Raw genomic sequence first — 14,423 nt, forward strand, 5'->3', positions numbered from 1 at the left:
CAAATCATCAGTCCGTTTCGTAGTTGGGGTTTTTCGACCGCGACAGTGTGGGTTCACAGCCAACAATTTGCCTCGCCTGCCTGTGTGCATGGAGATACCAGCGTTGCCCGGGTTTGGTAAAGGTATTCCGGGTTATCTGAAAATCGGTTGTTTCCATGGTGGCGGGTATTGGCGAGCCATCGGCGTGACGATATACACAGCTCACGCTGAGGGTGGCGGGTTCAGCCGTTGGTAATTCTATGAAGCCATCATCCCGAATCTTTGGCGTATTGCCGTCCACGCTGATGATTTTAAGGCAAGGGCCGTAGTGAACCCTGCCGTGCTCCTTCAGGTATTCGCTCAGGCAGTGCTGGGCACTCAGTAAAACCCTACTATGGCTTACTGCTCCCGTGCTTTCGGGCATGCTCTTACTTTTTTGACCGGCAGCCGGGCTTGCATCTGGCAATGACTGGCATCCAGCCAACACAAGAAAACAGGCCAGCAAAAGCGTGACGACAGGCTTCATTGATACTCCTTGTTGCATTGAACAAATGGAATTGTTCGGGAACAAGGGCTTAGTTTAGCTTAGCTATCCCGCTGGTACACGGGTGGATATTTCAGCTTTTAAATCCCGGCATTGGTGCTTTCGAAGATCTTGTCGGCAGATGCCGCAACAAATCCGCTGTAAAGGGTGCCGTTGGGCTTCTTGTAACGAAGTGCGAACTCATAGAAGCAGCTGGGAATCGTCATTTCACGGTCGCTGAACTGAACAGGAACCCGGTCGGCCATTGTGGATGACTGTTCAAGCAACTCTTCAGGAGAACCCTTCACTTCACCACCGGCCGCATTCACTGCAAAACCCTTGTCCTTCAGGAGCTGGTTAATATCAGTAACTGTTTCAAAGTTAGTCAGGTGGTTAACACTTACCGTGAAGTGATTTGCCCGGTAACCCCAGGCCCCGAGCCAGGCTGCATATTCGCTCTCTTCGAGCAGTTGGCGGTAAGTGCTGGAATCCAGATCCCAATGCCGCCCTGAGTACAGAAAGTTGTCTGCCGTAACCTTATCGTCTGTTATCCCGTCCACCAGCTGTGAGGCAATAGCCTGAAGTTCTGGTGAGCACTGCTCTGTCAGCAACTCTGAAATAAACACCTTCGGAGCTTCGGGGTCTGCGTGCTCGTAATGCCGGGCATAAAGCTTCTTGCCTTCGAAGTGGTATTCGCCGCCTTCCCGGTACCCTAAGGCCAGGAAATGCGCTGCGAGAGTATCCAGCCCAACTGGCTTCAGGTTGAAGGTTCTCAGGGCGATATGATCATTGATGATTGCTTGGCCTTCTTCGGCACCCAGAATGCGGTGGATCTTCGCGGCCGATGGTGTGACAGCTCTATAGTCCTGCCAGAGATTTTCGAACAAGGCGTTGCGATCAGTATGCATAGCTTAACTCCGTAGCCGTAATTCTGTTTCGTGCCGTCGACGTCGCATGGTTTAAAGGCAAAATGCGCGAGAGGTCGCCGTTCTCAAGGCAAAGTTTGGTCGCCAGCGAGCGGGAAATAATCTGTGTATCTGAATACTCGGACACCTCGGATGTGACGGTTGCCCGAAAATTTGCTGTTTCTGTATTTGCAATCAGCGTTGGTTCGTTGTGGCGGTGGTTGGTGCGGCCAAATGGCGTATTTGTCCCTGCCAGATAATCATCCACCCTTACGCTGTGTGCAGAGGAAGACCTGACGCTTCGTATCTCTGCCAGGGCACATTCCACGGTTGGACCCGCATCAAACAGGTCTATCAACCCTTTGTGCTTGAAACCCTCTGCCTCCAGTATCTGTAAGGCTGGCCGGGTGTTGTTGTGTACCTGGCTAAGTACAGCTCGGGCCTCCGGGCTCATAAGGCAGGTATAGAGAGGGTGAGAGGGCATCAGTTCATCAATAAAATCTGTGTAGCCCGCACCAATAAGCTGGGTTGCCTGGCTAAACTCCATGTCCACAAAGTGCGCTTTTAGCCAGTCCCAGAAGGGGGAGCGACCGGCAGCATCAGAAACCCCGCGCATTTCGGCAATGACCTTGTGCGAGAAGCGCTCCGGGTGAAGAGCCATAAACAGAAAGCGCACCCGGGAGAGCAGTTTGCCCGCATTGGCCCGGCGAAACTCAGGGCGCAAATAAAGAGAGCAAATCTCGGAATAGCCTGTGTAGTGGTTGCAGCGGGTGAGGGTTTCCACACTCTTGCGAACATCAAGGTCCCGTGAGTGATGGGTTACTGTGTTGCGCCGGAAGTGGTAAAGCGGCTGGGTATGCCCGGTGTTTGCCTCAATACCACTGGTGCCGAGGATGTCGCCAGTGGCCTCATCTTCCAGTACAAACAGGTAGTGCTCATCACCAGGGTTATGCACGTCACGCTCGAAGCTTGCTATGGAGTGGGCAATTTTTTGTGACAAAGCGTCCCTGTTTGGCATTAGGGATGTAAACCCCGGGCCAGACTCTTCGGCTATCTGGTAGAGCGTATCCAGATCTTTGTCTGCAATTGGGCGAATAATCATGGGCTGAAACCTGGCGTTGTTTCGAAACAGTATGCATTTGGACTTTGCCGGTTTGTAGGTGCATTTTGTCCGGAATGAGCTATGCTCTTGTCAAAATAACGCGATCGGTTATCAAAATGATCAATAGCAAAGACCAAAAACTGCTTATGCTGCTTCGCCAGAATGCCCGAGTCAGCATCACAGACCTGGCGAAGGCTTTACAGTTGTCCCGCTCAACGGTGCAAAGCCGGATCTCCCGGTTAGAAGCCAGTGGCGTGATAGCTGGGTATGCGGTGCAACTGGGGGGCGCGTTTTCTTCCAGCCAAGTGGAAGCCCATGTGTCTATCAAGGTGGCTCAAAAATTAACGGCGCGAACGAACAAGGCTCTTGAGGGCATTAGCCAGGTGTCGCAGTTGTTTTCGGTTAGCGGAGAATACGATCTCATAGCAATCGTTCAGGCTCAGTCTCTTGAGGAGCTGAGCGCAGTGTTGGACGAGATTGGCAATCTCGATGGGGTTGAGCGCACTAACTCAGCCGTGGTGCTGGAAACCCGCTTCCGGCGTTAGGCGCATTTCACAACCTTTGGGATAGTGGGTTTTCAGGCGCCCAGCATCCCTGCGAAAGCACTGTAGAGGAAAGCGGCTGAGCCAAGAAGGATAAGTCCCCAAGCAGGAAAGATCAGGATAGAGCGATTCGTTGACTGCCTCATGGCGGTCTCCTCTGAGGGGTAGAGTTCGATAAGCTTCGATTTTCACTTTAGACCAATCTTGACGAATGTCACACAAAAAATAACCAGCTTCGTTGGCGCGAAACAGAGTATGGGGTGGATTTAGTCAATAAGGCGGGTATTTAATGCCATTGAGCTCTCGCCAAATACCGCTAATATTTGTGAATTCCAGTGGAAGTGCATTAGAGTGAATCCTAATTCACATGTTGGGCGGAATTCGTCACCGATAACAATAATCAGGAGTTTTTCATGGCAGTGGATCCCCGCAAGCTGACTTCTTTGCACTGTTTGTACTATTGGGCCGAGAAAAGCCCGGAACGGACATACCTCACTCAGCCCTATCCCGATGGGACTGTTGAGGATATTAACTGGAAACAGGCTGCGGACCAGGTTTCACGCATGGCCGCCCATCTCAACAGCCTTGAACTCCCTGAGCGCAGTAATATTGCCGTCCTCGGCAAAAACAGTGCGCACTGGATATTGTCGGATCTCGCTATTTGGGCCGCCGGGCATGTTTCAGTGCCGTTGTATCCCACGCTTAATGGGGACGCTGCTGCCTATGTTCTTGAACACTCAAAGGCAAAATTGCTGTTCCTGGGGAAGCTGGATGGCACCGCAGATGGCTGGAACGATATAAAAGGGCACATTCCTTCTGATCTCCCAATCATCTCCCTGCCTATGTCGCCGCGGGATGATACGCCCAAGTGGATTGACGTCATTGCCAGGCACGAGCCAGCGGCACCAAAGTTACCGAGCCAGGATGCACTTGCTACGATTGTTTACACCTCGGGCAGTACTGGCCGCCCTAAAGGAGTAATGCATAATTTTGGATCCATGATGTCTGTGGCCGACGGTTTGCAGCAGATGTTCACGGTGACCTCTGAGGATCGAATGCTGTCATACCTTCCGTTGGCTCACGTGGCGGAGCGAGCGGCGGTTGAAACGCAATCCCTGTATTTTGGCTTTCATACCTATTTCGCCGATAACCTGGACACCTTTCAGCAGGATCTTCAGCGTGCCCGGCCAACACTGTTCTTCTCTGTGCCGCGGCTGTGGATGAAGTTTTATCTTGGGGTGAATGCCAAACTGCCTCCCAAAAAGCAAAAGCTGTTATTCAGCATCCCGTTTGTGCGTTCCGTTGTGAAAAAGAAGGTGCTTAAACAGTTGGGGCTGGATCATTGCCGGGCTGCACTGACGGGGGCAGCACCTTTGTCGGAAGAGATTATTTTGTGGTATCGCAACCTTGGTCTGGAGTTGCTTGAAGTTTATGGTATGACAGAAAATTTCGGATACTCCCATGCCAGTCGGCCCGGACGAGCCAGGATAGGTTGGGTAGGCGAGGCCAATCCGGGTGTTGAGCACCGCATTGGCGAAGGGGGTGAACTGGAGGTGAAAAGCCCGGGAATGATGATGGGCTACTACCAAAACGAAGAGAAAACCCGCGAGGATGTTACCGCTGATGGTTTTCTCAAAACCGGTGATATGGGTGAGATTGATGCAAGCGGCTATCTGAAAATTACCGGCCGGGTAAAAGACCTGTTCAAAACCTCAAAAGGTAAATACGTTGTGCCGGTTCCTATCGAGAACCGGTTTAACCATCCTTCGGTGGAAGTAGTCTGTGTAGCCGGTGCCAACCAGCCTCAACCTTGCCTGATGATACTTCTGTCAGAGGACGTTCGGGAGGCGCTTTCAAATGGAATGGACCGGGCAGAGCTTGAGCAGGAGTTGCTGAAAGAACTGGGCGCAGTAAACGAAGAATGCGAAGCCCACGAAAAAATATCCTTCGTTGTGGTTGTGAAGGAGCCTTGGACCATGGAGAACGGAATGCTCACGCCAACCATGAAGATCAAGCGGAACGTAATCGAGGACACTTACAACCGCAAAATGGACAGTTGGTTTGAGCAGAAAAGGAAAGTGGTTTGGGAATTATGATCGGGTAATGCAAAACGCCGGTGGCTCTGGAATCAGCACCACCGGCGTTTTCAGTTTGGCTACTTGCTTCAGAGCTGCGCTATATGGTGCAGCTCTTTACGTTGGCCTGACTGGAATTAGTGACCGCCTTGCATCTGAACGATATCGGGCGTTGCTTCTGCAGCCTTACGGTTGAATGACCGCAGCTTGCGGCTCATGAACTGGACCGCCATCTTCGCTGCCGCACGTGTGTGTTGGCTTCTCACTTCAGCACCATTGTGGAGGATGCTGGATGGTAGCGGTTTAACGGTTGCCATATGTCTTTGTGCCATAGCGACTTCCTCCTTTTGGTGAGTTGCTATTTGTGATTGGTTAAAAACTATTAACCTGAATTTACATTGAATTGTAAGGGTATTTTTTTGCAGCGTAAATACGTTAAACTCCGTACTCATGTTGCAAATATGCAGTAGCTATGGACTGGGATTATCTTCGATATATACACGCTCTGGCAATAGGCGGAACCCTCGCGAAGGCCGGAGAATTACTGGGCGTGCATCAAACTACCGTTTTGCGCCGACTCGACCAGATGGAAGAGACGTTGGGCGTACAGTTTTTTGAGCGCAACCGGGATGGGCTTCAGCTGACACCAGTGGGGGAAACCGCTTTCCGTAATGCGGAAAAACTGTCAGTAGAAATGGAAAATCTTGAGCGCAAGCTGGTTGGACAGGATGCCGCGCCTGTGGGCAAAGTACGGCTGGCGGCGGAAGACACGATGATGAGCGAGTTGCTCGGGTCGGTTCTGGCTGAACTGGTGCGTGAGTTTCCCGACATTGAACTGGAAGTGCTCACCGATAACGACGTTACTAATCTTACCCACAGGGAAGCAGATCTCACCCTGCGTCCCGAGAACAAACCCCAGGCAACACTGGAGGGTGAGCGCATAGCGGCCATTGAATCGGCGGTATACGGCTCTGCCAGTTATTGTCGGCGCCACCGTAATATGGATATTGAAAACCAGCCAGAAGACTGCCTCTGGATTATTCCGGATGACACCTTTAGCCACCTGGCAACCGGTCGGTGGTACCGCAAGCACCTTAAGCATGCCACGTCGGTCATCCGCTGCAATAGCTTGCACGCCATGCATGCGCTGGCGCGGTCAGGCGCTGGTCTTGCAGTTTTGCCCTGTTATTTGGGGGAAGGCACCAAAGAGCTTCGCCGTTTGTCAGATCCGCTGGAAGGCGAAAGTGTCGACCTGTGGGTGCACGTAAGCCAGGACACTCAGCAAATGGCGAGAATTCGAATTGTGAAAGAGTTTCTGGTGGACAGGCTGCGAGCTCAGGCCTCGGCAATCGAGTTCAACCCGACACCCTGATCACCGGAGCGTTTGCGCTCAGCCACAGAATGGCCAGAACTGGTACCAGCGCCAGCACTGGAACTCCTTTTCGCAGGATTTGAGTTGGTTGTCGTACCGGAAAGCCCTTGACTGCACCCGAGATGCCAAGGCTGTAATAGACGGCTTGCGGGCAAACGTTTTGCGGGCGTAGCCGCCGCGGCCTTCGTGGTATGCCAGGTAGAGCAGGCGTGGACTATGGAAGGGGATGCCGAGCTGCCGATGGGAGAGGTGGTTGTACCATCCCACAAAATCCAGCGCGTACTCCATATCAGTCCGTACGGTAAACAAACCATCGCCATTGGCGGCAAGGTATTCACCCCAAGCCGGGTCCAGGGCCTGCGCGTAACCATAGGCGGTGGTTGGCCGGGTCCAGGGAATGAAGCCCCACAAGCGAGTTCTGGGTGGCCGGGCGTGGCTGCGGAACGATGACTCGTAGTACACGAAAGCCATCTGGGTAGCGATGGGGGTTCCCCAGCGTTCCTGGGAGTCCTTTGCGTAGTCGTACCAAACCGTATGCTCACGAAAGATCTCGCACAGATCGTTCGGGTTCACGGGAGGTTCCGGGGCGAGCAAGCTGAAACGCAGTGTTGCCCAGGTGCCGATGATCAAGCCCAGAACCGGAAGCCCGTACCATTTCACGCGAGATCGCCACCGATCACGACGTGTCTGGCGCTTTCTTTTGCGTGTGCGTGACCGCGTCCAGAGCTTTCCTACCAAACTGTCATCTCCGGAACCCATGGATTGCTTGCTCAGGGGAGGGTGTGCGTGTCATAAACGCAGCATCCACCAAACAGGATGATAGTTAAATGAAGCTTGGTACCCTAGTTAAACCTCTTTTAATCACCGGCCTGATTATCGCTGGCCCTGCCATGGCCGCGCCCAGTGCGCAGCAGGTGCTGGCAGCATCGCCTGTCGATGACATTGTTGAACGCTACCCGGCCATGATGAGCGAAGGCATTCGCGAAGGCTTGAAGCGCAGCCCGCAGCTGCCTCCCATGGTTGCTGACACCATTGGATACGTTGTCAGCAACAGCTTTCGTGCGGCGGATATAGAGCAGCAAATAGTGAAAAACCTGGAGCGCGACCTCTCCGGGAAGCAGCTTGAAGCAGTGGAAGGCTGGTACAAGACACCGGTGGCCCGGAAAATCTCGGCTGTGGAAATTGCAGCTTCAGACCCGGCTGCCTGGCAACAGATGCAGGCCAAGGCTGCGGAGCTTGGTAAAAAGTACAAAGGCACGGATCGTGCCCGGATGTTCGAGCGCTTTGATCGGGCAGCCCGCGCAACCGAAAGTGCTGTAGACACCACCATTGCCGTGCAGCTTGGATTGGCAACGGCCATGGCTGCGTTCAGCCCTGACTCAGCAAACTACGATGAGCTTAAACGGAAGATAGAGAACCAGCGCAATGCTATAAGGGGTGTGGTTGAACAGCAGATATACGACAGCTATTTGCACACTTATGAAAAAATAAGCATGCAGGAGATGGGGCTGTATATCGACTTTCTGGAAAGCGGGCCGGGTTCTGCATTTTCAAAAACCGTCACCCAGAGTATCCAGCAGGCTATTACCGATCCGATTGAGTCTATCGGCAACCAGATGGCGAGATTTCTCGCTCCGCAAAAGTAAAGACCGCATGGGAGAGGCTGGCTCCGAAAGTATTCAGGAGCCAGCTTGCAGGCATTCCGGGTTGCTTAGCTGCGGCTGGTTACTTCCAACAGGTGGTAGCCAAACTGGGTCTTGACCGGCCCAAGAACCTTGTTGATTTCACCGCTGAACACAACCTTGTCGAACTCCGGAACCATCTGGCCTGGGCCAAATGAACCCAAGTCGCCGCCGTTACGGCCAGACGGGCAAGAAGAGTGCTGTTTCGCTACTTCCGCGAAATCCTTGCCACCTTCAATTTCTTTCTTCAGCTCTTCGCATTTCGCTTCGCTGTCTACCAGAATGTGGCGTGCAGTTGCCTGTGTCATGAAAACGTTCCTTAAATAAAATGAATGGGTAACTCTGAAAAGGAATGCTGCCTTTCCCCCGCGCTCTAGGCAAGCCCTTTTTATGCGTGTTTCTGCGGCCTCACGGTTACCATCGCAAACCTGTACAATGCCGGCTTTATTTAGCCGGTGCTGCGCTGGCCCTTACTTCTATAGGTTTGTTTCTTGATCTCTACTGCCAATATCACCATGCAATTCGGGGCTAAGCCCCTATTTGAAAATGTTTCCGCAAAGTTCGGTAACGGCAACCGCTATGGCTTGATCGGGGCCAACGGCTGCGGTAAATCCACCCTGATGAAGATTCTCGGTGGTGACCTGGAACCGTCTGCCGGCCAGGTTATGCTGGAGCCGAATGTTCGTCTGGGTAAGCTGAGGCAGGATCAGTTTGCCTACGAGACCTGCTCCGTCATGGACACAGTCATCATGGGCCATGAAGAACTGTGGAACGTCAAAAAAGAGCGTGACCGCATCTATTCGCTGGCCGAGATGAGCGAAGAAGACGGTATGGCGGTGGCGGATCTGGAAGTTCAGTTCGCGGAAATGGACGGCTACACCGCCGAATCCCGCGCCGGTGAACTGCTTTTGGGACTGGATATTCCACTGGAACAGCACGAAGGGCCGATGAGCAGCCTGGCCCCTGGCTGGAAGCTACGAGTATTGCTGGCCCAGGCTCTGTTTTCTGACCCAGACGTGCTGTTGCTGGACGAGCCCACCAACCACCTGGACATTAACACCATCCGCTGGCTGGAAAACATTCTGGTGGCTCGCAGCAGCACCATGATCATCATTTCTCACGACCGTCACTTCCTGAACAGCGTGTGCACCCACATGGCCGACCTGGACTATGGCGAGTTGAGGCTGTTCCCGGGCAACTACGATGAATACATGACCGCGGCCACTCAGGCTCGCGAGCGCATGCTATCGGATAACGCGAAGAAGAAAGCACAGATTGCGGAACTGCAGCAGTTCGTTAGCCGCTTCTCTGCCAACGCATCCAAAGCAAAGCAGGCCACTTCCCGCGCCCGTCAGATCGACAAGATTCAGTTGGATGAAGTAAAGCCTTCAAGCCGCGTTAGTCCGTTTATCCGTTTTGAACAGGGCAAAAAGCTGCATCGCCAGGCAGTCACCATCCGGGATCTGACCAAAGGTTTTGATGGCAATACGCTATTCAACAAGCTGAACCTGCAAGTAGAAGCCGGCGAGCGCGTGGCCATCATTGGCCCTAACGGTATTGGTAAAACCACTTTGTTGCAGTGCCTTGCAGGTGCTTACGAGCCGGACAGCGGCGAAGTGAAATGGACGGACAGCGCCGAAGTGGGTTATTACGCCCAGGACCATACGGATGATTTTGCTGACGACGACACCCTGTCGGAATGGATGGCGCAGTGGACTACCGGTGGCGAGCAGCTGGTTCGTGGCACTCTCGGGCGCATGCTGTTCTCTGGAGACGACATTGGTAAGTCGGTGCGGGTGATTTCCGGTGGTGAGCAGGGGCGCATGCTGTTCGGCAAGCTGATTCTGCAAAAGCCCAACGTAATGCTGCTGGATGAGCCCACTAACCACCTGGATATGGAGTCTATCGAGGCGCTAAACCTCGCGCTGGAGAACTATCCCGGTACACTGATTTTCGTGAGCCACGACCGTGAATTTGTGTCTTCCTTGGCCACTCGGATTATTGAGTTGACGCCTGAGGGGATTACGGACTTTAGTGGGACTTATGATGATTATCTTCGTAGCCAAGGTCATCTTTAAAAACTACTGATACTGCGGGGGCTGGGCAGACGGGCAGGGCGGGCCAAAAAACGCTGTGGATACGTCCGTGTACGCTTGGCTCCGCCCTTTAGCGCTTATTGCTCCTGCGTCGCGCTAAAGGTCCTGGGCAAGCCGTCCATGGCTTGCCCGTGAAGTGCTTCGCACTCCACCCATGGCTCCGCACATTTTTGGCCCGCCCTGCCCGTCTACCCGATCTGAACTTTACAGGTTGGATCAACAACAAGAGGAATTTTGTGTGAGCGAAGGAACCGTAATTCAGGCGACCCGGAAATGGGTCGAAGATGTTGTTGTTGGTTACAACCTATGCCCGTTTGCCAAGCGCGAGCTGGTCAGGGATCGGGTTCGGTTTGTGGTATCCGAGGCTGATAACGAGGACTCACTCCTCCAGGCCCTGCAAACAGAACTCCTGCGTTTGGACGATGAGCCGGAAATTGAAACCACTCTTCTTATTCATCCTCACGTACTGCAGGACTTTGCGGACTACAACGAATTTTTGGGTGCTGCAGACGGGTTACTGACCTATCTGGATATGGAAGGCATCTACCAGATCGCCAGCTTCCACCCGGAATATCAGTTTGCAGGCACTGAATCGAATGATGCAGAGAACTACACCAACAGATCTCCGTACCCCATGCTTCACCTGTTGCGCGAAGCTAGCCTGGAATCTGCGATTGATAACCATCCGGATGTGGATGGCATACCGCCGCGAAATATCGAACTGATGAACCAACTCGGCGCACAAAAAATGCGGGATATCCTTGCAGGCTGTTTGAAAGCGCAAGATAAAATCGCGGACTAGATAACGAATTGGCGGTCTCCCCTCTATAAAGGCGCTGTAAGGAATACAGGGGAGTAGATCAATAAGCCAGTGGGAACCCCCTCCCAAAAATGTGCGGAGCCATGGATGGCGGAGCCAAGCGTACATGGACGTATTCACAGCGTTTTTTGGGAGGGGGTTCCCACTGGCGTTTGCACTAAACTGCCAAATCAGTGCAAGTCTGAGCCAAGCACCCAGTCAAGATAAAAAGAGGCACCAAAGTGGCAAGACTGTTCGAGCAAATCGATAGCCAACCCTCCGAAATCGGCGAAATCACACTCCGCCGCCGCCGCATCCCCGCACTGGGTGATCGAGATATCTACGAAGTAAAACTCGGCGAAGAATTTCTCATGTCCAGCATGTTTGTAGACGCCGAAGTCGCACTCTCAGACCTCGGGCTGAACGAAATCGAAGGGGATAACCTCAGCGTCGTCGTAGGCGGCTTAGGGCTTGGATATACCGCCGTAGCTGCACTCAAACATGAGCGAGTAGGGGAACTGCTGATTGTTGAATACCTCGAGCCAGTCATCCGTTGGCATCAGCAAGAATACGTGCCCCTTGGGAAGGACATCAACGCCGATGCTCGCAGTCGATACATCCACGGAAGCTTCTTTGACCTCGCCATTGCCGAACCTGCAAGCGGTGGCTTCGATCCCCAAGCGCCCGGCAAAGAATTTGATGCGATACTTCTGGATATCGACCACTCGCCCCGCGCGCTGCTGAATGCCTCCAACGCCAGCTTCTACACCACCGAAAATATCAGCCTGATGGCCAGGCAACTCAAACCTCGTGGTATCTTTGCCATGTGGTCCAATGAAGGCGAAGACGTCGTATTCATGGACGTGTTGCGAGAAGTATTCACCGACGTTGCCTGCCATGTGGTGAGCTTCTACAACCCGTTCCAGAACAGAGAGTCGTTCAACACCGTATACGTGGCCCGCAAACCGGGCTGAATCAGCCGGCGAGTGTAAAGGAGAGCGTCTGCCAATGAGGACCTACCGAACCCGACCCTTCAGCTCGAACCAACGCCTCCCGGATCTTGAAACGCCGCCGGTTTTACATGAGCCGGAACAGGCCGGTGAGTTGTTGGCAGAGTTTATTCATTGCCACCCCAGGCTGATGATTTTGACTGGGGCTGGCGTAAGCACAGATTCCGGCATTCCCGATTACCGCGATGGCGACGGAGCCTGGAAGCGCAAGCAACCAGTTCAGCACCGTGAGTTCATGGAAAGCTATGAAACTCGCCAGCGTTATTGGGGGCGTAGCTTGATTGGCTGGCCGGTGATCCGCAATGCAAAGCCTAACCCCTCCCACTTCCATATCGCAGAGCTGGAAATGCGCAATCATTCCAGCCTCGTGGTCACCCAGAATGTAGACCGCCTGCATCAAAAAGCCGGTACACAGGGCGTAAGCGATTTGCATGGCCGTGCCGATGAAGTGCTTTGTATGAGCTGTGGCTACCGGTGCTCCCGGGAAGAAGTACACGAACGCTGCGCTGAGCTTAATCCGACCTTTCAAGACTACAAAGCGGAAGCTGCTCCAGATGGCGATGCCGATTTGAACGTGGATTTCTCCGGTTTTCGCCTCGCAGATTGTCCAAGGTGCAGCGGTATACTCAAACCAGATGTCGTGTTTTTTGGTGACTTTGTACCGAAGCAAAGAGTGGATTTGGCGAAGGATACGCTCAAGGCGAGTGATGGATTGCTGGTGATTGGATCTTCGTTGATGGTCTATTCCGGGTTTCGCTTTTGCCGCTACGCCAAAGAGTTGGGCAAACCGATAGCCACCCTGAATCTCGGCAGGACACGAGCAGAAGCATTGGCGGAACTGAAACTGAATGCAAGAATCGGGGAGACCCTCAGGGCCTCCCTTGATCACCTATAAGATCAGACGTTGCTTACGCACCCACCAGGTTGTAAACAAACACTGTTCCCACAGCCACCGGCGTAATGAAACGCACAGTAATGAACCACAGATTGAACATGGGCTTGGAGAGCGCCAGCTCCTCTTCCATGGCCTTGCGAGACATGATCCAGCCAGCAAATACCGCAACCAGCAAGCCACCCAAAGGCAACATAATGTTGGCTGTGAAGAAGTCCAGCAGGTCAAAGATCGTTTTGCCCTCCAACATGGTGATCCATCCCAAAGGCGCAAAGCCTGACCACAGGTTAAGGGAAAGGATCGATGCAATGCCCAGAGCCCAGCACACAAAGCCTGCACCCAGCGCACTGGTGGTGCGGTTCATGCCTTTTTGTTCTTCCAGCCACTCCACAATGGGCTCCAGTAGCGAAATGCCTGAAGTCCAAGCGGCAAAGATCAGCAGTATAAAGAACAGGGTTCCGAACAGGCTGCCCATAGGCATTTGACCAAAGGCCAGCGGCAGAGTCTGGAAGATCAGGCCTGGGCCAGCGCCCGGCTCGAGGCCGTTGGCGAAAACAATCGGGAAAATAGCCAGTCCAGCCAGCAATGCCACGCCGGTATCGATAATACACACGGCAATGGATGTTTTGGCGATGGAAATGTCTTTTGGCAGGTAAGAGCCGTAAGCCATCATTACTGCCATACCCAGGCTTAGAGTAAAGAAAGCGTGCCCCAGTGCTACCAGTACACCGGCGGTAGTGAGTTTGGAAAAGTCTGGTTGAAACAGGAAGCTTACCGCCCGCCCAAACTCGCCTGTGGTCATGGCATAGCCAACAACGGCAAGCAGCAGAAGGAAGAGGGCAGGCATCAGAATGCTGACAGCCCGTTCAAGCCCGGCGCGAACGCCCTTGGCCACCACAAGCACCACCAGGGCCATGAACAGTGAGTGCCACATTAGCAGTGTTATTGGGTCTGCCAGAAGGCTGGAAAAAAGCTCGCCAATGGCCTCTGCCGATTGGCCGGTGAATTGCCCGCTGGCGGCAGAGCCTACATAGGATACTGCCCAGCCTCCAATCACAGAATAAAACGAAAGAATCAGGAAACCGGCAATAACACCGATTGCACCAACGGCTCGCCAGGAAGGGTTAATCCCTTGCTGTTTGGCGATCTGTTTGAGGCTGTTCACCGGGCTTCGGCCACCACGCCGGCCAATTAGCACCTCAGCCATCATAATTGGAAGGCCTATGGCTGCGATGCACAGCAGATAAACCAATACGAACGCGCCACCGCCGTTTTCACCGGTGACATACGGGAATTTCCAGATGTTACCCAGGCCTACGGCAGAGCCCGTGGCCGCGAGAATAAAAGCAAACCGTGAAGACCAGAGCCCACGGCCGGCGTTCGATCCTTCCGTTGCCGCAGAGCTGGGTGCGTTTGATACAGACATGATTGTCTCCTGCCAGATAC

Annotated in this window: 15 protein-coding genes; 8 read left to right on the forward strand and 7 right to left on the reverse strand. The window is 53.4% G+C overall.

Going from position 1 to position 14,423, the window contains the following annotated elements; genetic code table 11:
* Nucleotides 1-7: 7 nt before the first annotated feature.
* The 3 genes from FFI61_RS01290 to astA form a co-directional block, all read right to left on the reverse strand.
* Entirely contained in the window at nt 8-505 is a 498-nt protein-coding gene (locus FFI61_RS01290) for a hypothetical protein (protein WP_200369011.1), read from the reverse strand.
* A gap of 98 nt (nt 506-603) precedes the next feature.
* Nucleotides 604-1,410 carry a DUF1338 domain-containing protein gene (locus tag FFI61_RS01295; protein WP_200202674.1) on the reverse strand — a complete coding sequence of 269 codons (807 nt, stop codon included), beginning with the start codon at nt 1,408-1,410 and terminating at the stop codon, nt 604-606.
* Nucleotides 1,400-2,509 (reverse strand): arginine N-succinyltransferase, encoded by a 1,110-nt coding sequence (gene astA, locus FFI61_RS01300; RefSeq protein ID WP_200369012.1) that lies wholly within the window; start codon nt 2,507-2,509, stop codon nt 1,400-1,402. The genes FFI61_RS01295 and astA overlap by 11 nt, the downstream gene beginning before the upstream one ends.
* Before the next feature lie 116 nt (nt 2,510-2,625).
* On the opposite strand from astA, the gene FFI61_RS01305 reads away from it, so the two are divergent.
* Nucleotides 2,626-3,054 (forward strand): Lrp/AsnC family transcriptional regulator, encoded by a 429-nt coding sequence (locus FFI61_RS01305; protein WP_200202672.1) that lies wholly within the window; start codon nt 2,626-2,628, stop codon nt 3,052-3,054.
* Between the two features lie 410 nt (nt 3,055-3,464).
* Nucleotides 3,465-5,147, forward strand: coding sequence for an AMP-binding protein (locus FFI61_RS01310; protein ID WP_200202671.1), 1,683 nt, complete (start codon nt 3,465-3,467; stop codon nt 5,145-5,147).
* Nucleotides 5,148-5,263: 116 nt separating this feature from the next.
* Here FFI61_RS01310 and FFI61_RS01315 read toward each other — a convergent pair whose 3' ends face one another.
* Complete coding sequence (locus tag FFI61_RS01315; RefSeq protein WP_200369013.1) at nt 5,264-5,458, reverse strand: hypothetical protein; 195 nt, start codon at nt 5,456-5,458, stop codon at nt 5,264-5,266.
* Between the two features lie 140 nt (nt 5,459-5,598).
* On the opposite strand from FFI61_RS01315, the gene FFI61_RS01320 reads away from it, so the two are divergent.
* Nucleotides 5,599-6,498, forward strand: coding sequence for a LysR family transcriptional regulator (locus FFI61_RS01320; RefSeq protein ID WP_200369014.1), 900 nt, complete (start codon nt 5,599-5,601; stop codon nt 6,496-6,498).
* A gap of 18 nt (nt 6,499-6,516) precedes the next feature.
* Here the strand turns inward: FFI61_RS01320 and FFI61_RS01325 are convergent, their stop codons facing one another.
* On the reverse strand, nt 6,517-7,158 hold the full coding sequence (locus FFI61_RS01325) for a lysozyme-like domain containing protein (protein ID WP_200202668.1): 642 nt from the start codon (nt 7,156-7,158) through the stop codon (nt 6,517-6,519).
* A 167-nt stretch (nt 7,159-7,325) separates the two neighbouring features.
* Here FFI61_RS01325 and FFI61_RS01330 point away from each other — a divergent pair, with 167 nt between their 5' ends.
* Nucleotides 7,326-8,144, forward strand: coding sequence for a DUF2059 domain-containing protein (locus tag FFI61_RS01330; protein WP_200369015.1), 819 nt, complete (start codon nt 7,326-7,328; stop codon nt 8,142-8,144).
* A 65-nt stretch (nt 8,145-8,209) separates the two neighbouring features.
* Here the strand turns inward: FFI61_RS01330 and FFI61_RS01335 are convergent, their stop codons facing one another.
* The gene (locus tag FFI61_RS01335) at nt 8,210-8,488 is read right to left on the reverse strand and encodes a peptidylprolyl isomerase (RefSeq protein ID WP_200202666.1); all 279 of its coding nucleotides are present in this window, start codon (nt 8,486-8,488) and stop codon (nt 8,210-8,212) included.
* Between the two features lie 183 nt (nt 8,489-8,671).
* Here FFI61_RS01335 and FFI61_RS01340 point away from each other — a divergent pair, with 183 nt between their 5' ends.
* The 4 genes from FFI61_RS01340 to FFI61_RS01355 all read left to right on the forward strand — a co-directional run bounded on the left by FFI61_RS01340 (nt 8,672) and on the right by FFI61_RS01355 (nt 12,980).
* The gene (locus tag FFI61_RS01340; protein ID WP_200202665.1) at nt 8,672-10,258 is read left to right on the forward strand and encodes an ABC-F family ATPase; all 1,587 of its coding nucleotides are present in this window, start codon (nt 8,672-8,674) and stop codon (nt 10,256-10,258) included.
* Between the two features lie 256 nt (nt 10,259-10,514).
* Nucleotides 10,515-11,078: a DUF1415 domain-containing protein gene (locus tag FFI61_RS01345; RefSeq protein WP_200369016.1), complete on the forward strand. Its 564-nt coding sequence runs from the start codon at nt 10,515-10,517 to the stop codon at nt 11,076-11,078.
* A gap of 239 nt (nt 11,079-11,317) precedes the next feature.
* On the forward strand, nt 11,318-12,049 hold the full coding sequence (locus FFI61_RS01350) for a spermidine synthase (RefSeq protein ID WP_200369017.1): 732 nt from the start codon (nt 11,318-11,320) through the stop codon (nt 12,047-12,049).
* 34 nt (nt 12,050-12,083) lie between these two features.
* The gene (locus FFI61_RS01355) at nt 12,084-12,980 is read left to right on the forward strand and encodes an NAD-dependent protein deacetylase (protein WP_200369018.1); all 897 of its coding nucleotides are present in this window, start codon (nt 12,084-12,086) and stop codon (nt 12,978-12,980) included.
* Between the two features lie 13 nt (nt 12,981-12,993).
* On the opposite strand, the gene FFI61_RS01360 is transcribed toward FFI61_RS01355, so the two are convergent.
* On the reverse strand, nt 12,994-14,403 hold the full coding sequence (locus FFI61_RS01360) for a sodium-dependent transporter (RefSeq protein ID WP_200369019.1): 1,410 nt from the start codon (nt 14,401-14,403) through the stop codon (nt 12,994-12,996).
* Between the last annotated feature and the right edge of the window lie 20 nt (nt 14,404-14,423).

It is taken from the genome of Marinobacter sp. DY40_1A1 (genome assembly GCF_016597815.1).
Classification (GTDB): domain Bacteria; phylum Pseudomonadota; class Gammaproteobacteria; order Pseudomonadales; family Oleiphilaceae; genus Marinobacter; species Marinobacter xiaoshiensis.